The following is an 18,747-nucleotide window of genomic DNA, read 5'->3' on the forward strand; positions in this document are numbered from 1 at the left end:
CGCTGTGGGAGCGCGCCTCGTTAGACCGGAGCACAGGCTTTGCCCAGAGCGTGGCCGAGAGCGCCGTCGCGCACGCCGACGACGTGTCTTAATCTAGATCAACCCGAGTATTTTCCTTGAAACCTGAGCGCTTCCCACGGGTTCGTTGAGCAGAACCGCCCGGACCGGGCGAGCGGAGGAAGCGGACATGCGCGCACTCGTCTGGCACGGAACGCAAGACATTCGATGCGATACCGTTCCCGATCCCGAAATCGAGCACGAGAGGGATGCGATCATCAAGGTAACGGCCTGCGCCATCTGCGGCTCGGACCTGCACCTCTATGATCACTTCATGCCCGGCATGAAGAGCGGCGACATCATGGGCCACGAGACGATGGGCGAGGTCGTCGAGGTGGGCAAGGGCATCAACGGCGCGCTCAAGAAGGGCGAGCGGATCGTGATCCCTTTCACGATCATCTGCGGCGAGTGCGACCAGTGCAAACGCGGCTTCTACTCGGTCTGCGAGCGCTCGAACCGCAACAAGCACATCGCCTCGAAGGCCTTCGGCCACACCACCGCGGGGTTGTTCGGCTATACGCACCTCACGGGCGGCTACGCCGGCGGGCAAGCCGAGTACCTGCGCGTGCCCTTCGCCGACAAGACCCACATCAAGGTGCCGGATTCGCTCACGGATGAGCAGGTGCTGTTCCTGTCGGACATCCTGCCGACCGGCTGGCAGGCCGCCGTGCAATGTGACATCGAGCCGACCGACACGGTAGCGATCTGGGGGGCCGGCCCGGTCGGTCAGATGGCGATCCGCTCGGCGATCCTGCTCGGCGCCAAGCAGGTCGTCTGCATCGACCGCGTTCCGGAGCGTCTCGACATGGCGCGCGCCGGCGGCGCGATCACCATCAATTTCGCCGAGGAGAGCGTGATCTCCCGCCTCAACGAACTGACCGGTGGCAAGGGGCCGGAAAAGTGCATCGATTCCGTCGGCATGGAGGCGCACGCAAGCGCGACGATCGACTCGATGTACGACCGCGCCAAGCAGGCGATGATGCTGGAAAGCGACCGGCCGCACGTCCTGCGGGAGATGATCTATGTCTGCCGCCCGGCGGGCACGCTCTCGGTGCCCGGCGTCTACGGCGGCCTCATCGACAAGGTTCCCTTCGGCGCGCTGATGAACAAGGGCCTGACCCTGCGCACCGGGCAGACACATGTGAACCGCTGGACTGACGACCTCGTGCGCCTGATCGACGAGGGCAAGATCGACCCGTCCTTCGTCATCACCCACCGCGTCGGGCTCGAGGACGGCCCTGAAATGTACCGCACCTTCCGGGACAAGAAGGACGGCTGCATCAAGGTCATGATCCGTCCCTGAGGAGAGATCCATGCGCTACGAAGGAGCCAAATCCCGTCGCCGCGGGCATCCGGACCAAGCGACCGACCGCTTGGCCCGCGGTCTCGGCTGGTTCTCGATCGGTCTCGGCCTGTTCGAGGTCGCGGCCGCCCGCAGCCTGACCCGCAATCTCGGCCTCGATGGGCGAGAGGACCTCGTGCGCGCCTATGGCGTGCGAGAGATCGGGACGGGCGTGGGAATCCTCACGTCCGAGGATCCGGCCCCGTGGATCTGGGGCCGGGTCGCGGGCGATGCCCTCGATCTCGCGACCCTGGCGACGGGGCTGCACGGCCGCAATCGCCATCGCGACAACCTGCTGCTCGCGATGGCGGCGGTGGCGGGCGTGACCGCTCTCGACGTGATCTGCGCCGAGACCCTCCGCCAGGAGACGCGGGAGCCCCTGCGCCCGCTCGCCGACTATCGCGGCCGAAGCGGCTTTCCGAAGGCGATCCGGGCCTCGCACGGCGCTGCGCGCGACCTCGACGTTCCGCGAGCCTTCCGCCAGCCGGACGCGCTCAGGCCCTTCGCGGCCTGACGCGAGGGAAGCTCAGGATCGGTGTCCTCACCGCTCTGCTGCCGCTGCTCGCCCTCTGTGCTGATCCGAAGGGTCGCATGACGATCGCGCGGCACTCTTCCATCTGGGGAGAGCAGCCTCGCGATCTCCAGGAAAGGTCGGAGGGCCGGATGTTTCGTTCGGCCCTCCGACGACTCTCGCTCGATTGGCGTCCTGCGGGCGCGACCTTTCCGCTTGGAGAGGGTGGGGAGCCTCATGACCCGGGAGTCTCTCTCGGATCGAGGGAGGCTCCAGCCCGGACGTGCCGTTGGTCCTCTGCCCAACTTTTGTGCGCAGCAGCATGTTGCACGCTCAATCGGCCATGCCGTGGCTCCGTTCGAGGTGCTTCGTAGGCGATCCCGGTGCCCGATCCGATTGGCACGGTTCCTGCTGCTCCGTTCCTGCCCGCCAATGGCGACGGGCAGCCTCCGCCAGCACCGCCGCTGAACGACGCTCCGCAGCCGCGCTCGCATGCGGACGGGGCGGTGCGTTCGCGCGGCCGCAAGCCAGGCGCCGGTCGGGACTCGAGAGCAGGACTAGGTATCGATGCACAAGGGTGAGATGAAAACCCGGCGCAGCCTCCTCAAAGGCGCCGCTGCGGCCCTCTCCGTCACGGCCGCCGCGCGGCTCGCGTTGCCGGGAGGTGCTTTCGCGCAAGGTGCGGGGCCGGAGGTGAAGGCCGCCAAGCTCGGCTTCATCGCGCTCACCGACGCGGCTCCCCTGTTCATAGCGAAGGAGAAGGGCCTCTTTGCCAAGTACGGCATGCCGGATGTCGAGGTCGTCAAACAGGCGTCCTGGGGTACCACGCGCGACAATCTCGTCCTCGGCTCCGAGGGCAACGGCATCGACGGCGCCCACATCCTGACCCCGATGCCCTACCTGATCAGCGCGGGGCGGGTGACGCAGAACAACGTGCCGGTGCCGATGTACATCTTGGCCCGGCTCAATCTCGCCGGGCAGTGCATCTCGGTCTCCAAGGAGCATATGGGTGACAAGGTCGCCCTCGACGCCAAGCCCTTCAAGGCGGCTCTTGAGAGGAAGAAGGCCGCCGGCAAGTCGGTGAAGGCCGCCATGACCTTTCCCGGCGGCACCCACGACCTCTGGATCCGATACTGGCTCGCCGCGGGCGGCATCGACCCCGACAAGGACATCGAGACCATCGTCGTGCCGCCGCCCCAGATGGTGGCGAACATGAAGGTCGGCACGATGGATTGCTTCTGCGTCTGCGAGCCGTGGAACGCCCAGTTGATCAGCCAGGGCATCGGCTACACCGCCCTGACCACGGGCGAGCTGTGGAAGGACCATCCGGAAAAGGCCTTCGCGATGCGGGCCTCCTTCGTCGACAAGTACCCGAACGCGTCCAAGGCGCTGCTGATGGCGGTGATGGAGGCGCAACAATGGTGCGACAAGCCCGAGAACCGGGACGAGCTCGCCGGCATCGTCGCCAAGCGCCAGTGGATCAACGTCGCGGTCAACGACGTCGTCGACCGCATGAAGGGCAATTTCGACTATGGCGATGGCCGGAAGGTCGAGAACAGCCCGCACATCATGAAGTATTGGGCGGACAACGCGTCCTATCCCTATCAGAGCCATGATCTCTGGTTCCTCACCGAAGACATCCGTTGGGGCAAATTCGACCCGACGACCGACACCAAGGCGCTGATCGGCAAGGTGAACCGCGAGGATCTCTGGCGCGACGCGGCCAAGGCGCTCGGGCTCGCCTCGATCCCGACCTCAACCTCCCGCGGCAAGGAGACGATGTTCGACGGCAAGGTCTTCGACCCTGCCGATCCAGCCGCTTACCTCGCCAGCCTCGGCATCAAGAGGGTCGCGTGATGGCCTCTCCCGCAACCCTCGCCGGCAAGGTCAGCCTCGGCACGTCCGGCCGCGATGCGGCCGGAATCAAAGCCCGCAGCCTGCCCAGGATCTCGGGCAAGGGGCTCTCGCGGCTCGCCGCGCAGATCCTGCCGCCGCTGGTGGTGCTCACGGCCTTCCTGCTGTTCTGGGAGGTGGCGTGCTCGCGTCCCGGCGCCGGCCTGCCCGCGCCCTCCCGCGTCTTCTCGGAGGCGTGGCCGATCATCTCGGATCCGTTCTTCGACAACGGCGGCACGGACAAGGGCCTGTTCTGGCACATCATCGCGAGCCTGCAGCGCGTGGCCCTGGGTTTCGCGCTGGCCACCATCGCCGGGATCCTGCTCGGCACCCTCGTCGGCCAGTCCGAATGGGCGATGCGGGGCCTGGACCCGATCTTCCAGGTCCTGCGCACGATCCCGCCCCTCGCTTGGCTGCCGCTCTCCCTCGCCGCCTTCCGCGACGGGCAGCCATCCGCGATCTTCGTGATCTTCATCACCTCGATCTGGCCGATCATCATCAACACGGCAGTCGGCATCCGGAACATTCCGCAGGATTACCGCAACGTCGCGGCGGTGGTGCGGCTCAACCCGGTCGAGTTCTTCGTGAAGATCATGCTCCCCTCGGCCGCGCCCTACATCTTCACGGGCCTGAGGATCGGTGTCGGCCTGTCCTGGCTCGCGATCGTGGCGGCCGAGATGCTGATCGGTGGCGTCGGGATCGGGTTCTTCATCTGGGACGCCTGGAACTCCTCGCACATCAGCGAGATCATCGTGGCGCTCGTCTATGTCGGCGTCATCGGCTTCATCCTCGACCGCGTCGTGGCAGGGCTCGGACGGCTCGTCACCCGCGGCACCAGCGCGGCCTGAGGAGGGCACCATGGCACATCTCGATCTCTCTCAGGTCGGCATCAGCTTCACGCGCGCCGGCAAGACGACGGAAGTCCTGCGGGACGTGAATCTCAAGATCGCCAAGGGCGAATTCGTCTCGATCATCGGTCACTCGGGCTGCGGCAAGTCCACGGTGCTCAACATCGTGGCGGGCCTGCTCAAGGCGTCGACCGGCGTCGTGCTCCTCGACGGCAAGGAGGTGTCGAGCCCCGGCCCCGAGAGGGCCGTCGTCTTCCAGAACCACTCGCTCCTGCCCTGGCTGACGGTGCGGGAGAACGTGGCGCTGGCCGTCGACAAGGTGCTGGCCCGTACCAAGTCGCGGGCCGAACGGGCGGCCTGGATCGAGCACAACCTCGCCCTCGTGAACATGATGCACGCGGCCGACAAGCGCCCGAACGAGATCTCGGGCGGCATGAAGCAGCGCGTCGGCATTGCCCGGGCGCTCGCGATGGAGCCGACGGTGCTGCTCATGGACGAGCCGTTCGGCGCCCTCGATGCGCTGACCCGCGCGCATCTCCAGGATCAGCTCATGGAGATCCAAGTGCGCCTGAAGAACACCGTCATCATGATCACCCACGACGTCGACGAGGCGGTGCTCCTCTCCGACCGCATCGTGATGATGACCAACGGCCCCTCCGCCACGATCGGCGAGGTGCTCACCGTCCCGATGTCGCGGCCGCGCAAGCGCCTCGAACTCGTCGAGGACAAGGATTACGTCCATTGCCGAGCCGAGGTGCTGGAGTTCCTCTACGCCCGCCACGCGCGACCCGCGCTCGCGGCCTGACCGCCCGGGGACTCTCGCATGTCGATGCGGTCCTTCATCCGTGCCGCCGAAGTCTGGTTGCCCAGCCCCGACGGCACGGAACTCGTCTTCGGGGACGGCCTCTATGGCGACCTGACCGCCTTTGCCGAGACGAGCCGCGGCATCCGATTCCGCATGGGGGAAGGGTTACCCGGAGAGGCCTGGGCGGCCCGGCACCCGATCGTCATCAAGAGCCTGAAGGACTCGTCCTTCCGGCGCATCGAGGCGGCGGCGGAGGCCGGGCTCACCTCCGGCATCGCGATGCCGATCTTTTCGGGCGACACCGTCCAGGCCGTGGTCGTGTTTCTCTGCGGCGACGACGCGCGCCATGTCGGAGCGATCGAGGTCTGGAAGCACGATCCCGAAGCCGACGCGCAGATCGGTCTCGACGACGGCTATTACGGTGGGGCCCAGCTGTTCGAGACGGTCTCGCGGCTGAAACGCTTCGGCCGCGGCTTCGGGCTTCCGGGCAGCGTCTGGGCCTCCGACATGCCGATGGTGTTCCGCGAGATCTACCGCTCTGAGCGTTTCCTGCGCCACGAGGAGGCGCTGCAGGTCGGGCTGAGCCTCGGGCTCGGACTGCCCTGTAACTACGACCCTGGCCGGATCTGGGTGATGCTGTTCCTCTCGGCCCTCGGCACGCCGCTCGCCGGGCGTTTCGAGATCTGGATCCCCGCTGCCGAGGGCGGCGGCCTCGTCTACGATGCCGGTCTCTCCGAGGAGAGCGACACGCCGCGCCCCCGCCTGATCGGGCCGGAGGCCGGGCTCCTCGGCAGGGTCCTCGCGACCGGCCTCCCCGCGATCACCGGGAATTGCACGGTGGATGCGCCTTGGCTCGTCGGACCCGCCGAACGGGGTGTCGCCCACGCGGCGATCGCGATCCCGACCCTGTCCGGCTACGGGAACCTGAAGGCTGTCACGGCCTGGCGGTTCTGAGCAAAGCCGGGGGACTGGACTGCGCTCGACCCCCAGCCTCCAGCTGCGAGACCGGGATTGGGATCAGTAAAGTGCGCCAGGGGGCTCTCACGCCGTCAGGGCCGCGTCGAGATCCTCGATCAGGTCCGCCGGATCTTCGAGCCCGATCGAGAGGCGCACCACCTCGGGCCCGGCGCCCGCCGCGGTCTTCTGAGCGTCCGTGAGCTGGCGGTGGGTCGTGGAGGCCGGGTGGATGACGAGCGAGCGGGTGTCGCCGATATTGGCGAGATGCGAGAAGAGCTGCAGGTGCGAGACGAGCTTTACGCCCGCCTCGTAGCCGCCCTTCAGCCCGAAGGTGAAGACGGCACCCGCCCCGTTCGGCGTGTAGCGGCGGGCGAGCTGGTGGTACTTGTCGGACTCGAGGCCCGGGTAGCTCACCCAGTCAACCGCCGCGTGGTTGGCAAGGTGCGTCGCGACCGTCAGCGCGTTGTCCGAGTGGCGTTGCATGCGCAGGGGCAGGGTCTCGATGCCGTTCAGGATCAGGAAGGCGTTGAACGGCGACAGCGCCGGCCCGAGATCGCGCAGTCCGAGGACCCGGCAGGCGATGGCGAACCCGAAATTGCCGAACGTCTCCGAGAGCACCATGCCGGCATATTCCGGCCGCGGCTCGCTCAGCATCGGGTAGCGCGCGTCGCCCGCCCAGTTGAAGCTGCCGCCGTCGACGATCAGGCCGCCGATCGAGTTGCCGTGACCGCCAAGGAACTTGGTGGCCGAGTGCACGATGATGTCGGCGCCGTGCTCGAAGGGCCGGATCAGGTACGGCGTCGCCATCGTGTTGTCGACGACGAGCGGGATGTTGTGGCGCTTCGCGATGGCCGAGATCGCGGCAATGTCCGTGATGACACCGCCCGGATTCGCGATCGACTCACAGAAGATCGCCTTCGTGCGCGGCGTGATCGCCCGCTCGAACGAGGCGGGATCGTCGGTGTCCGCCCAGACTACCGACCAGCCGAAGTTCTTGTAGGAGTGGTTGAACTGGTTGATCGAGCCACCGTAGAGCTTGTTGGCCGCCACGAACTCGTCGCCCGGCTGCATCAGGGCGTGCATGGTCAGGAACTCGGCCGCGTGGCCGGAGGCCACGGCGAGCGCCGCGGTACCGCCTTCGAGCGCCGCGATCCGCTCCTCCAGCACCGCATTCGTCGGGTTGGTGATGCGCGTGTAGATGTTGCCGAAGGCCTGGAGCCCGAACAGCGAGGCCGCGTGGTCCACGTCGTCGAAGACGAAGCTCGTGGTCTGGTAGATCGGCGTCGCCCGCGCGCCCGTGGCCGCGTCGGGCGCCGCGCCCGCGTGGATCGCCAGGGTGTTGAAGCCGGGCAGGCGGTCGGTCATCGGTCTCTCCTCGGGCATACGCTGCCCGGTTGCGTTTACGCCCCTGCGCGAGAGCAGCGCAAGGCAGCCCGGGACATGCGAATGGCGGGGCCGTCGCTCACGCGCGGCGATGGAGCGCGCCGTGCGGCACCGCGCATTCGCCCGCACACGCTTTCGCCGGCCGGGGCCCGTCCCTAAAAAAGTCGAACCCGCATGATGTCCCGCCCATTGAGGCCGTCGGACCGCGCGGCCACAGGTCGTGATCCTCCATGCTGAAAACCGCCTTCGTTGCCGCGCGCGATCGCCAGCGCCTCTCGGAGATCGCCACGATCCTGATCGGCTTCGGCGTGAACAAGGTCGTCGACCGCCTGGGGCTCCGATACATCCCCCTCCTGCCCAAGCGCGGTCCTCGGGTCGACGTCACGCGCCTGTCGCAGCCGGAGCGGCTGCGTCGGGCCATCGAAGCCCTGGGTCCGACCTTCATCAAGTTCGGGCAGGTGCTGGCAAGTCGCCCGGATCTCCTCGCGCCCGCCTGGACCGAGGAACTGGAGAAGCTTCACAGCCAGGTTTCGCCCGTCCACTGGGATCAGATCCGCCCGCAGCTGGAAGCCGATCTCGGAGCTCCGCCCTCGGAGGTGTTCGCCGAGTTCGACGTGGAGCCGATCGCCTCCGCCTCGATCGCCCAGGTCTACCGGGCGCGCCTGCATTCGGGCGAGGATGTCGTCGTCAAGGTCCTGCGGCCGGGTCTGCGGAAGATCATCGAGGCGGACCTGCGGCTGATGGCTCACGGCGCCCGGATCGTCGAGACCGAATGGCCGGACATGGCCCGCTACCAGCCGCGCGAGCAGATGCGCCACCTCGCGGCCGGCCTGAACGGTGAGCTGGACCTCCTCAACGAGGCGCGCAACTGCGAATTGCTCGCGGCCATCTTCGACGATCGCGACGACATCGTCTTCCCGAAAATCTACTGGGAATGGTGCTCCGAGCGCGTCCTCGTCCAAGAGTTCATCCACGGCATCTCGCCGAACGATGAGGCCGGCCTGCGCGCGGCCGGTGTCGACAAGAAGCTGCTGGCCCAGAAGGGCACCGACGCCTTCCTGCGCATGGCACTGATCGAGGGCGTGTTCCACGCCGATCCGCATCCCGGAAACCTGCTGGCGATGCCCGGCAACCGGATCGGCTTCATCGATTTCGGCATTGTCGGCCGGCTCTCGCAGAAACGGCGCGGCCAGCTCCTCGTGCTCATCGGTGCAATGCTGAAGCAGGATGCGGACGGCCTGATGGCCGTTCTCCTCGACTGGACCGGTACGTCGAACCCCGACCTCACCAAGCTCGAAGCCTCGGCGCAGGCCTTCGTGGAGAGTCACTCCGCGATCCCGCTCAATCTCGGTCTCGTCCTGACGGACTTCATGACGATGGCGCGCGAGAACGACCTCGCCATGCCGACCGATCTCGCGATCCTGTTCAAGGGGCTCGTCACCGCCGACGGCGTGATGCGCCACCTCGATCCGAACTTCGACCTCTTCGCCGCGGCCGGCCCGACCGTCCGCTCGACCATGCAGACGCAGTTCTCGCTGCGCGGCATCAGGCGGAAGGCCGAAGCCCTCGGCGTCGGCCTGTTCGGCGCGGCGTCCGAGTTGCCGACCCTGATTCACCTCATGCTGGTGCGCCTCAAGCAGGGTCGCGTGACGGTGGAGATCGAGGTGAAGGGCCTCGACAAGGTGACCCGCGGCATCGAGCGGGCTGCCGCCCGCGTCGCCGTCGCACTGGTGGTGGCGGCCTTCGCCACGCAGCTCGCGCCGCGCCTGATCGATCTCGGCACGCCGGTCTTCATCACCATCGGTCTGATGGTCTTCACCCTCGGCGTCGGCTGGCTGGTGCTCCTCGGCCGCAACAAATGATGGCACGATCCGGTACGCCCTTAGGCAAGTTTTCGGACCGCTGATTTCTTCTGGGCATTTTTATCGTTACTTGCCGATCGTGATCCGGCCCGATACGGTCGATTCACCACCGAATCGCGAGACGTCGAGCCGTCGTCGAGAGCGAGAAGCGGGCAAACCGCCGGTTCCCGTCGATGAATTGACGCTGAAGTCGCCACGGCTCGCCGGTCGGCGGGGAGAGGCGTCATGTCCGGCTGCTCACGGGGCGACCTGCGAGCGACCGGTGCTCGGCGCGGACGGGGAGCGCGAGGGTGTATACGAGCACCATTTCCAATTCCGCAGCGAACGAGCCGCGCCTGACGGCGCTGGAGGCCGAGAACGCCCGCCTGCGCGCGCTGCTCGGCCACGCCCGCCGCCAGACCGTGATGATCGCTCAGCGCCACGAGCGTCTCGGCCGATTCTTCCTGGCCGAGCGCGACGCAAACCGTGCCGCAGCGGACCGGGTCGCCGCCGAGAATCTCCGCATCCGCCGCGAGGCGGAGCGGGCCGCGGAGGTCTACGAGCTCGATCTCGATGAATTGAAGGAGACCGAGGCGCGCCAGACCCTGCTGATGCAGGAACTCTCGCACCGGGTGAAGAACACGCTCGCCATGGTCCAGGCCATCGCCGCGCAGACCCTGCGCAATGCCGTCTCCCTCGATGCGGCGGCGGAAGCCCTCGGCGCGCGTCTCGCCGCTCTCGCGCAGGCGCACGATGTGCTGATCCAGGGCTCGTGGTCGAGCGTCGATCTGCACGGCCTCGTCGAAGGGACGATCGAGCTACACGGGGACGGGGAGCGTTTCCGCGTCACTGGGCCGAACCTGACGCTCGGCCCCCGCCCGGGCCTGACCTTTGCCCTGATGCTGCACGAACTGGGCACGAACGCCGCGAAGTACGGCGCCCTCTCGACGGCATCCGGCCATGTGGCGATCGAGTGGGATGTCGAGGAGTACGGCGGGGAAGCGCAGCTGCGCTTCCGCTGGGAGGAGCGCGGCGGCCCCCCGGTCGCGCCGCCGACCCGCAGCGGCTTCGGCTCGCGGCTGATCGAGCGCAGCCTGGTCCAGGGCTTCGGCGGGTCGGTCAGCCTGACCTATCCGGAGACGGGCGCCATCCTCGCCCTGCGGGCGCCGCTCTCGGCGGTCCTAGCTGGAACCAGCTGAGCGCCCGGGCCGGGTTCATGCTGCGCCGCGTCAAACCGACCGAGAGCGGTTCGACCGCGCTCCTTGACGCCGGGGAGCATGGGGAATAGGCCGCGGGTTCCGGTTCAAGGGATCACCTCAGGCCTGATGACTGATACCCCCGAGCAACCCGTCGTGCTTCTCGTCGAGGATGACGGCCTTCTCCTGATGGAAGCCTCCGACACGCTCGCGGATGCCGGCTTCACTGTCGTCGAGGCGACCCACGCCGACAAGGCTTTGAAGGTACTGGAGAATCGCGATGATGTCGGCGTCCTGATGACGGACGTGGACATGCCGCAGGGCTCGATGGACGGCTTCGCCCTCGCCCGCCTCGTCGCCGACCGCTGGCCCCGGATCCCGGTTCTCGTCGTGTCCGGCATGGGCACGCCCGGCCCCAACGACATGCCGGACGGCGCCCGCTTCATCCCGAAGCCCTACGAGCCGACCACCCTCGTGCGGACGCTGCGTGCCTTCGTGCGCCGCGCCGCCTGACGCCCTCGCCCGAGACAAGCGCGAGTCCCCATCGATGTCCGCCGAATCCCGTACCCCCCGTTTCGCGACCCAGGCGATTCATGCCGGCGCCGCTCCGGACCCCGCGACCGGCGCGCGGGCCCAGCCGATCTACTTCACGAACGGGTTCGTCTTCGACTCGACCGAGCAGGCGGCCGACATCTTCGCGATGCGCCGCACCGGCTTCTCCTACTCGCGCGGCTCGAATCCGACGGTCGCCGCGCTCGAGCGGCGCGTCGCCGCGTTGGAGGGCGCGAAGGCTGCGGTGGCGGTCTCCTCCGGCCAGTCGGCGGTGCTGCTCGTCCTGATGACGCTGATGAAGAGCGGGGACGCCTACGTCGCATCGCCGCGGCTCTTCGGAGGCTCGCTCGGATTGATGCGCCGGCTCGACGGGCGCTACGACCTCAAGCCGCAATTCGCGAAGGGCCTGTCACCGGCGGATTTCGAGGCGGCGATCACGCCGGAGACGCGCGCGATCGTCTGCGAGTCCATCGTCAATCCCTGCGCCACGGTGATGGACCTCGAGGGGATCTCCGCGGTGGCGCGCCGGCACGGCTTGCCGCTCGTCGTGGACAATACGCTCGCCTCGCCGGCACTCATCCGGCCGATCGAGTACGGCGCCGACATCGTAGTGCACTCCACCTCGAAGTTCCTCGGCGGATCGGGACAGACGATCGGCGGCGTCATCTGCGATGCCGGCTCGTTCGATTGGACGAAGACCAGCGCCTACAACCTCATCACCGATCCCTGGCCCGATTACGACGGGCTCGTGATCACCGAGCGCTTTCCGGAGATCAGCTTCGCGGTGGCCTGCCGCCTCTTCGGCCTGCGGGATCTGGGACCCGGGCTCTCGCCGATGAACGCGTTCCTCACGCTCACCGGCATCGAGACATTGCCGCTTCGCATGGAGCGGCACTGCGCCAACGCCCGCGCGGTCGCGGCCTACCTGAAGGACCATCCGAAGGTCGATTGGGTGAGCTATCCCGGCCTCCCCGGCCAACCCGGCGAAGCCCTCGCCAAGCGCTACGTCCCGCAGGGTCCGGGCTCGATCTTCACCTTCGCCCTCAAGGGCGGCGAGGCGGCCGCGATCCGTTTCATCATGAGCTTGGAGCTCGTCTCCCATCTCGTGAACATCGGCGAGATCAAGTCGCTGGCGATCCATCCCGCCACCACGACGCACCGGCAACTTGCCGACGACGAGAAGGCCGCTGCCTGCGTCGGTCCGGAGACGGTGCGCCTCTCGATCGGCCTCGAATCCGTCGAGGATCTCATCGCCGACATCGAGCAGGCCCTGGTCAAGGTCGGCTAACGGGCGCGTTCAACTGACCCGGGCGAGGAGGTGTGCCGGCTCCCGGTCTCGCGCGTCTTGGGCGAGGAGCCAGGGCACGCGGCTCCCCGCGACAGGTTTTCCATACAGGTAGCCCTGCGCGAAGGTGCACCCGCCGCCGCGCAGGAACTCGACCTGCTCGGGCGTCTCGATCCCCTCCGCCGTGACCGCGAGGCCGAGGCTGCGCCCGAGTTGCAGCACGGCAGTGACGATCGCAGCGTCGTTCGCGTCGTGGGTCAGGTCGTTGACGAAGCTGCGATCGACCTTGATCTCGTCGACCGGGAATCTCTTGAGGTGCGTCAGCGAGGCGTAGCCCGTCCCGAAATCGTCGAGGGCGACCCGCACGCCGGCCGCGTGCAGGCGCTCCAGCGTGCCGGCGACGCGGTCGCCCTGGCCGCCGATCAGGACCGTCTCGGTGACCTCGACGCCGAAGCGCGATTGGTCCACGCCCGCCGCGGCGAAGATCGCGAGGAGGCGTCCGGCGAGATCGTCCTCCGCGAATTGTGCGGTCGAAAGGTTCACGAAGACCCGGCCGGGATCGAGGCCGAGGCCGATCCAGCGGCGGATGTCCCGAGCCACCTGCTCCGCGATGCGGAAGCCGAGCTGTGCGCCGATCTCGGCGTCGTCGAAGACGGAGGCGAAGGCGGCGGGCGAGAGGAGGCCACGGCTCGGATGGCGCCAGCGCGCGAGCGCTTCGAAGCCGACGATATGTCCCGTCTCCAGGCAGACCTTCGGCTGGTAGAAGGGCACGATCCAGCCCTCGTCGAGGGCTGCCCGCACCTCGCGCGCGACCGTGACCCGCTCCTCGATGCTGGCGCGCAGAGCCGGCGCGAACACGGTCACCCGGTTGCGCCCCGCGGCTTTGGCCGCGTAGAGCGCGAGATCGGCGTCTGTCAGAAGATCGGCCGCGCTGCGGGCGTGCTCGGGGAAGAGCGCGACCCCGAGGCTTGCCCGGGGCGAGACGCTGCGGCCGCCGATCGCGATCGGAGTGGTGAGCCCGTCGAGCACAGCCTGCGCCAGATCGTGCACGCGCCGGCTCGGCTCCGCCAGATCGGGTTCGCCGGCGGCGATGACGACGAACTCGTCGCCGCCGAGCCGCGCAACAAGATCGCCCGGTCCGACGAGGCTCGACAGGCGCCGTCCCACCTCCTTCAGAAGCAGGTCGCCCGCATCGTGGCCGAGCGTGTCGTTGACTTCCTTGAAGGCGTCGAGGTCGAGGAGGATGAGCCCGACGCGCGAGCCGTGCGTCTCCGCGCGTCGCAGGGCGTTGTCGAGCGTCGCCTGGAACAGGGCACGGTTCGGTAGCCCGGTGAGCACGTCGTGGTTGGCTGCCTCGCGGATCGCCTCCTCGACGGCCTTGCGGCTCGTGATGTCCACGAGGCTCGCGATCACCCCGGCGCGACCTCCGATCTCGACCCGATCGGCGAAGAGCAGGACATCGCGCGCCTCGCCCCCGACGGTCCGAACGGACGTCTCGAGATCGCGCACGGAGGCGTTCCGCTCGAGCTCGTCCCGGATCTGACGTCGTTCCGACAGGGCGATGAGGTCCCGCGTCGTGCAGCCTGACGGGTCGCTGCCCTCGTCGATGCCAAAGAAGCGCAGGGCCGCATCGTTCATGCTGATGATCCGCCCGTCGGGCAGATCGGTCACGCTGACGGGGATCGGGACGGCCTTGAACAGGGTTTCGAAGAGCTGGCGGCTCTCGTCGAGCTTCTCATGAGCGTGCCGTTCGGCCTGCATGGCCAGCCATTCCAGGCGCCGCAGCCTGTTGGATCGCACGACGACGAGGAGAAGCGCAGCGTTGGCGATGGCTGCGGCGAGCGCGAGGCCGAGCGCGGTGGCCGGCAGCGGCGGAGGCAGCATGTAACTCGCCAGCAGCAAACTCGACGTGCCGGTGCCGACCAGAATCGTCCAGCGAAAGCTCGTCGGGACGACGAGAAGGAAGATCGCCGGCAGGAGGAGCACCACGTAGAGGGCGATGTCGGAGCGGGACGAGACGAGGAGCGCGACGCCGAGCGCCGTCACCGCCTCCCAGCCCAGCAGAAGCCGTTGCAGGGCCGGGAAGCTGCGCATGTAGGGGGCGCCGCCGAGGCAGAGGATCGAGGTGATGACGAGGGCGAGCCGGGCCGGCACCGCCACGAGGAAGTGCGGATCCCCGTAGAACCGCCAGTCGCTCGCCAGGAACATGAAGTTCAGGACCACCGACAGGCCGAACAGGAGGCGGGCGTGTCGTAGCGTCTCCGGCAGGCGCGCCGCCTGGAAGGCCGCCTCGCGCTCCGCGCAGGCGAGCTCTCCGCTGATGCTCTTCAGGTTTCTACGATCCATGGCGGCCCGGAGTGTCCGGTGGAAATCCTAGAGGCCGCGTTAATGCCGGGCGTTAATCCCCGTCCCGCCCGCGTTCGTCGGAGCGTCCGCTCCTTCGCGGCAGGGTCAGCGCGCGAAGGGCACCCCGCAGGGTGCGCACGTCCTGCTCGGTCATGGACATGCGGTGGAGTATGTCGCGCATGTTGCGGGCCATGATCTCGCGCTTGTCGGCCGGGTAGTAGCCAGCTCGGCCGAGCGCCGCCTCCAGGCTGTCGAACAGCGACAGCAGGGCTTCTCGGGTCGCCGGCGGCGACAGCATCTCACCGGAGAAGGGCAGACGGGCGCGCCCCGCCGCGCGCCGCCACTCGTAGCCGGTGAGGAGCACGCCCTGGGCGAGGTTGAGGGAGGGAAATTCCGGCGAGACCGGGAAGGTGACGATGGCATCGGCCAGCGACACTTCCTCGTTGCTGAGGCCGACACGCTCGCGGCCGAACAGGATGCCGACGCGCTGCCCGTCGCGCGCGACGACCTCGCGCATGGCCTCGTCCGGTCCCATCACCCGCTTCATCTGTCCGCGCTCGCGGGCCGTCGTGGCGAGCACGTAGTTCAGGTCCGCGATCGCCTCCGGAACGTCCGCGTAGATCCGGGCCGCGTCGAGGACGTGCGTGGCGCCCGAGGCGGCTTCACGCACGCCCTTCTTGGGCCAGCCGTTCTTCGGATTGACGAGGCGAAGCTCCGACAGCCCGAAATTCGCCATGGCGCGGGCGGTCATGCCGATATTCTCGGCGAGTTGCGGCTCGACGAGGATGATGACGGGGGCGATCCCGGGCGGGATCTCGGTTGAGGTCTTTCGTGGCATGGGCGGCGTGGACGGGATCGTAGGCGCCCTCCGGCGCCTTGGCAGCGACCTTCTGCGCGCTCCCGCTCGACGAATCCAGAGGCTGCCGCGCCTGGCCCGCGTGTGCTGCCGTGCCAAGAGCGATTTTTGCTCATTTCAGGGTGGCTCAAGCGGCGTACAATTCGATTTTGTGCAATCTGACCGGTTTTTCCCAGTGAACCGGCGGAATGTGGGCGCGCGGCTGACCGCTCTATCAATCCATGTCGCTCAATCTGAGAAGCGGTCGTCCGGGGCCAAGGGGCTCGCATGGCGCGGATCTGCAGGGACTGCATCCGATCTCAGGTCCTGTCACGATGGGGCACACCTTGCTCGATGGATCGGCGCATGCCGCGACCTTCGCCGGGAGCGAGGGGGCGGCACCGCGCTCCAATTCGCCCGCGTCTTGCCGATCCTCTTCCTGGCTCTCCTCGAGATCATGTAGGCGGGGCTCTTCCTTTACGCCTATGCCGGCCTGGAGCGCGCTGCTGCGACATCCGCACGCCGGATCATGGTCGGTGCGCTCGGTACCGATTCGGCGACAGCAGACGGCTTCCGCTCGGCTGAAATCCGCCCCCAGCTCGGGATCGGACTCACCTGCGCGAACATCGTGACGAGCCTCAAGACGGCGGATCCTTCGGCCGGGGGCTACTACGCCTTCGTGAAGCCTGACGAGAGCGGGCTCGTGGCCGTGCCGATGAACACCGGCGCGACGGCCTACTGCCCCGGCAAGCCCGGCTCGTACGAATATCTGCAGATCTTCTACGCCCTGCCCGTCTTCAGCCCGATCTGGCGCCTGTTCGTGAGCTACATGGCTGTGGCGGGCGACTCGACGAACGATCTCGACAGCCTCAAGAGCGCGGCGTCCAATCGTAAAAACTACATGGACGTCGGTGATTCCACGAAACCGCAGGGCAGCGGCGGAACACACTTCGAGAACGTGCTGCCCGCGATCAACAAGAAGATCACTCGGATCGGCAACGGCACCAGTTCCGCCGCGCCGATACCGTTCGTGTTCCTCGTGACCGACGGGCTGCAGAACGACCAGTACTGGGACAACGGGACGGGCTGGACGGGCTCGCAGCCGAAGCAGATCTAAACGGCCAATTGCGCGGCTCTGAAGGCACGCGGGGTGACGATCTCGATCCTCTACATCCCGTACGAGCAGTTGGTCACAACGCACAACCAGAACGTCGCATACGAGAACGTAAAGGTGAACGCTCTTATCCCCGGCCTGCCGAAGATACTCCAGAGTTGCGCCTCTCCCGGCTTCTACCGCTCGGCAAGCACCGACACGGAGATCAACGACGCGCTCCAGGCCATGTTCGTGCAGGCGACCGCCGTAGCCCGTCTCACGCAGTAGCGACCGGCCCTCATCGTCGGCGGCGGGTCGGCCGGATCGGGGATGACAACGGCCGCTGCTTGTCAGAGGGAGCGGCCCCGGCCCAACCTTCCACGATGCGCTGCAGCGCGCTATGGACGGCGCCGAGCGCGGCATCCCGCTTGCGAGGGCGCCGCCCGAGGGCTCAGGGCCAGTCTCAGGACCAGGAAGGCGCAGGCGACCATGAACAAGATCAAGGTGGCGAAACCCGTCGTCGAACTCGACGGCGACGAGATGACCCGGATCATCTGGTCAGAGATCAAGAACAAGCTGATCCACCCCTACCTCGACATCGATCTCGACTATTACGACCTCGGTGTCGAGCATCGGGATGCCACCAACGATCAGGTCACGGTCGATGCCGCCAACGCCATCAAGCGCCACGGCGTCGGCGTGAAATGCGCCACCATCACTCCCGACGAGGCGCGGGTGAAGGAGTTCGGCCTCAAGGAGATGTGGAAGTCGCCCAACGGCACGATCCGCAACATCCTGGGCGGCGTCATCTTCCGCGAGCCGATCATCTGCCGGAACGTGCCGCGTCTGGTGCCCGGCTGGACGCAGCCGATCGTCGTCGGCCGCCACGCCTTCGGCGACCAGTATCGCGCCACCGATTTCAAGGTGCCCAGCAAGGGCCGGCTGACCATCAAGTTCGAGGGCGACGACGGCACCGTGATCGAGAGGGAGGTGTTCAAGTTCCCCGAGGCCGGCGTCGCGATGGCGATGTACAACCTCGACGATTCGATCCGCGATTTCGCCCGCGCGTCGATGAATTACGGCCTGAACCGGAAGTTCCCGGTCTATCTGTCGACGAAGAACACCATCCTCAAGGCCTATGACGGCCGCTTCAAGGACCTGTTCCAAGAGGTCTACGACAACGAGTTCAAGTCGCGCTTCGAGTCCGCGGGTATCCTCTACGAGCACCGCCTGATCGACGACATGGTGGCCTCGGCGCTTAAATGGTCCGGCGGCTACGTCTGGGCGTGCAAGAACTACGACGGCGACGTGCAGTCGGACACGGTGGCGCAGGGCTTCGGCTCGCTCGGCCTGATGACCTCGGTGCTGCTCACCCCCGATGGACAGACCGTTGAGGCCGAGGCCGCCCACGGCACCGTGACCCGGCATTATCGCGAGCACCAGAAGGGCAAGGAGACCTCGACGAACTCGATCGCCTCGATCTTCGCATGGTCGCGCGGCCTGAGCCACCGGGCGAAGCTCGACGACAACGCGGCGCTCGCGACCTTCGCGACGACGCTGGAGACGGTCTGCGTCGACACGGTCGAGGCGGGCTTCATGACGAAGGACCTCGCCCTCCTCGTCGGTCCGGATCAGCGCTGGCTCTCGACGACGGGCTTCCTCGACAAGATCGACGAGAACCTGCGCGTAGCGATGACGAAGTGAGGCGCGGCGATCCCGCCTGAACAGGCGCCGGGTCCTCTCACGCCTGCGCGCGGGGACCCGTGCTTGGCGATCCGTCCGCATGCCGGCCACCCGCGAGCC

Annotated in this window: 16 protein-coding genes; 13 read left to right on the plus strand and 3 right to left on the minus strand. The window is 67.5% G+C overall.

Translation table 11 applies throughout. From position 1 onward, the window contains the following. Nucleotides 1–187: 187 nt before the first annotated feature. The 6 genes from J2X36_RS07805 (at nucleotide 188) to J2X36_RS07830 (ending at nucleotide 6,410) form a co-directional block, all read left to right on the plus strand. Nucleotides 188–1,360, plus strand: coding sequence for a zinc-dependent alcohol dehydrogenase (locus tag J2X36_RS07805; RefSeq protein ID WP_132252891.1), 1,173 nt, complete (start codon nucleotides 188–190; stop codon nucleotides 1,358–1,360). A 10-nt stretch (nucleotides 1,361–1,370) separates the two neighbouring features. Continuing rightward, the gene (locus J2X36_RS07810; RefSeq protein WP_310347888.1) at nucleotides 1,371–1,913 is read left to right on the plus strand and encodes a cyclase dehydrase; all 543 of its coding nucleotides are present in this window, start codon (nucleotides 1,371–1,373) and stop codon (nucleotides 1,911–1,913) included. Nucleotides 1,914–2,492: 579 nt separating this feature from the next. After that, on the plus strand, nucleotides 2,493–3,767 hold the full coding sequence (locus J2X36_RS07815) for a CmpA/NrtA family ABC transporter substrate-binding protein (RefSeq protein WP_310347891.1): 1,275 nt from the start codon (nucleotides 2,493–2,495) through the stop codon (nucleotides 3,765–3,767). Then, nucleotides 3,767–4,651 carry a nitrate ABC transporter permease gene (ntrB, locus tag J2X36_RS07820; protein ID WP_310347895.1) on the plus strand — a complete coding sequence of 295 codons (885 nt, stop codon included), beginning with the start codon at nucleotides 3,767–3,769 and terminating at the stop codon, nucleotides 4,649–4,651. Before J2X36_RS07815 ends, ntrB begins: the two co-directional genes overlap by 1 nt. A 10-nt stretch (nucleotides 4,652–4,661) precedes the next feature. After that, nucleotides 4,662–5,456: an ABC transporter ATP-binding protein gene (locus tag J2X36_RS07825; RefSeq protein ID WP_132252907.1), complete on the plus strand. Its 795-nt coding sequence runs from the start codon at nucleotides 4,662–4,664 to the stop codon at nucleotides 5,454–5,456. A 57-nt stretch (nucleotides 5,457–5,513) separates the two neighbouring features. Next, complete coding sequence (locus J2X36_RS07830) at nucleotides 5,514–6,410, plus strand: GAF domain-containing protein (RefSeq protein WP_310347897.1); 897 nt, start codon at nucleotides 5,514–5,516, stop codon at nucleotides 6,408–6,410. Nucleotides 6,411–6,497: 87 nt separating this feature from the next. Here J2X36_RS07830 and J2X36_RS07835 read toward each other — a convergent pair whose 3' ends face one another. Next, nucleotides 6,498–7,778 carry an O-acetylhomoserine aminocarboxypropyltransferase gene (locus J2X36_RS07835; RefSeq protein ID WP_132252915.1) on the minus strand — a complete coding sequence of 427 codons (1,281 nt, stop codon included), beginning with the start codon at nucleotides 7,776–7,778 and terminating at the stop codon, nucleotides 6,498–6,500. A 248-nt stretch (nucleotides 7,779–8,026) separates the two neighbouring features. On the opposite strand from J2X36_RS07835, the gene J2X36_RS07840 reads away from it, so the two are divergent. The 4 genes from J2X36_RS07840 to J2X36_RS07855 all read left to right on the plus strand — a co-directional run bounded on the left by J2X36_RS07840 (nucleotide 8,027) and on the right by J2X36_RS07855 (nucleotide 12,673). After that, nucleotides 8,027–9,658: an AarF/ABC1/UbiB kinase family protein gene (locus J2X36_RS07840; protein WP_132252918.1), complete on the plus strand. Its 1,632-nt coding sequence runs from the start codon at nucleotides 8,027–8,029 to the stop codon at nucleotides 9,656–9,658. Between the two features lie 290 nt (nucleotides 9,659–9,948). Continuing rightward, nucleotides 9,949–10,836 carry a sensor histidine kinase gene (locus J2X36_RS07845; RefSeq protein ID WP_310347905.1) on the plus strand — a complete coding sequence of 296 codons (888 nt, stop codon included), beginning with the start codon at nucleotides 9,949–9,951 and terminating at the stop codon, nucleotides 10,834–10,836. A gap of 126 nt (nucleotides 10,837–10,962) precedes the next feature. Then, nucleotides 10,963–11,346 carry a response regulator gene (locus J2X36_RS07850; protein ID WP_147027922.1) on the plus strand — a complete coding sequence of 128 codons (384 nt, stop codon included), beginning with the start codon at nucleotides 10,963–10,965 and terminating at the stop codon, nucleotides 11,344–11,346. Between the two features lie 34 nt (nucleotides 11,347–11,380). Next, on the plus strand, nucleotides 11,381–12,673 hold the full coding sequence (locus J2X36_RS07855) for an aminotransferase class I/II-fold pyridoxal phosphate-dependent enzyme (protein WP_310347911.1): 1,293 nt from the start codon (nucleotides 11,381–11,383) through the stop codon (nucleotides 12,671–12,673). Between the two features lie 9 nt (nucleotides 12,674–12,682). Here the strand turns inward: J2X36_RS07855 and J2X36_RS07860 are convergent, their stop codons facing one another. Further along, the gene (locus tag J2X36_RS07860; protein WP_310347914.1) at nucleotides 12,683–15,016 is read right to left on the minus strand and encodes an EAL domain-containing protein; all 2,334 of its coding nucleotides are present in this window, start codon (nucleotides 15,014–15,016) and stop codon (nucleotides 12,683–12,685) included. 52 nt (nucleotides 15,017–15,068) lie between these two features. After that, nucleotides 15,069–15,854: an RNA methyltransferase gene (locus J2X36_RS07865; RefSeq protein ID WP_310347917.1), complete on the minus strand. Its 786-nt coding sequence runs from the start codon at nucleotides 15,852–15,854 to the stop codon at nucleotides 15,069–15,071. Between the two features lie 625 nt (nucleotides 15,855–16,479). Between J2X36_RS07865 and J2X36_RS07870 the strand changes: the two genes are divergently transcribed. The 3 genes from J2X36_RS07870 to J2X36_RS07880 all read left to right on the plus strand — a co-directional run bounded on the left by J2X36_RS07870 (nucleotide 16,480) and on the right by J2X36_RS07880 (nucleotide 18,648). Continuing rightward, complete coding sequence (locus J2X36_RS07870) at nucleotides 16,480–16,968, plus strand: hypothetical protein (protein WP_310347920.1); 489 nt, start codon at nucleotides 16,480–16,482, stop codon at nucleotides 16,966–16,968. 33 nt (nucleotides 16,969–17,001) lie between these two features. Beyond that, entirely contained in the window at nucleotides 17,002–17,232 is a 231-nt protein-coding gene (locus J2X36_RS07875) for a hypothetical protein (protein ID WP_310347923.1), read from the plus strand. Nucleotides 17,233–17,433: 201 nt separating this feature from the next. After that, nucleotides 17,434–18,648, plus strand: a complete 1,215-nt coding sequence (locus tag J2X36_RS07880; RefSeq protein ID WP_310347926.1) for an NADP-dependent isocitrate dehydrogenase — start codon at nucleotides 17,434–17,436, stop codon at nucleotides 18,646–18,648. Nucleotides 18,649–18,747: the final 99 nt, after the last annotated feature.

Origin of the sequence: Methylobacterium sp. BE186, assembly GCF_031457035.1 — a bacterium.
In the GTDB taxonomy this organism is placed as follows: domain Bacteria; phylum Pseudomonadota; class Alphaproteobacteria; order Rhizobiales; family Beijerinckiaceae; genus Methylobacterium; species Methylobacterium segetis.

What these genes read in the sequence shown, in the direction of transcription:
- J2X36_RS07855 (WP_310347911.1), top strand. Translation starts at nt 11,381, where the DNA reads ATGTCCGCCGAATCCCGTACCCCCCGTTTCGCGACCCAGGCGATTCAT.
- ntrB (WP_310347895.1), top strand. Translation starts at nt 3,767, where the DNA reads ATGGCCTCTCCCGCAACCCTCGCCGGCAAGGTCAGCCTCGGCACGTCC.
- J2X36_RS07840 (WP_132252918.1), top strand. Translation starts at nt 8,027, where the DNA reads ATGCTGAAAACCGCCTTCGTTGCCGCGCGCGATCGCCAGCGCCTCTCG.
- J2X36_RS07805 (WP_132252891.1), top strand. Translation starts at nt 188, where the DNA reads ATGCGCGCACTCGTCTGGCACGGAACGCAAGACATTCGATGCGATACC.
- J2X36_RS07850 (WP_147027922.1), top strand. Translation starts at nt 10,963, where the DNA reads ATGACTGATACCCCCGAGCAACCCGTCGTGCTTCTCGTCGAGGATGAC.
- J2X36_RS07865 (WP_310347917.1), bottom strand. Translation starts at nt 15,854, where the DNA reads ATGCCACGAAAGACCTCAACCGAGATCCCGCCCGGGATCGCCCCCGTC.
- J2X36_RS07835 (WP_132252915.1), bottom strand. Translation starts at nt 7,778, where the DNA reads ATGACCGACCGCCTGCCCGGCTTCAACACCCTGGCGATCCACGCGGGC.
- J2X36_RS07810 (WP_310347888.1), top strand. Translation starts at nt 1,371, where the DNA reads ATGCGCTACGAAGGAGCCAAATCCCGTCGCCGCGGGCATCCGGACCAA.
- J2X36_RS07880 (WP_310347926.1), top strand. Translation starts at nt 17,434, where the DNA reads ATGAACAAGATCAAGGTGGCGAAACCCGTCGTCGAACTCGACGGCGAC.
- J2X36_RS07825 (WP_132252907.1), top strand. Translation starts at nt 4,662, where the DNA reads ATGGCACATCTCGATCTCTCTCAGGTCGGCATCAGCTTCACGCGCGCC.
- J2X36_RS07815 (WP_310347891.1), top strand. Translation starts at nt 2,493, where the DNA reads ATGAAAACCCGGCGCAGCCTCCTCAAAGGCGCCGCTGCGGCCCTCTCC.
- J2X36_RS07860 (WP_310347914.1), bottom strand. Translation starts at nt 15,016, where the DNA reads ATGGATCGTAGAAACCTGAAGAGCATCAGCGGAGAGCTCGCCTGCGCG.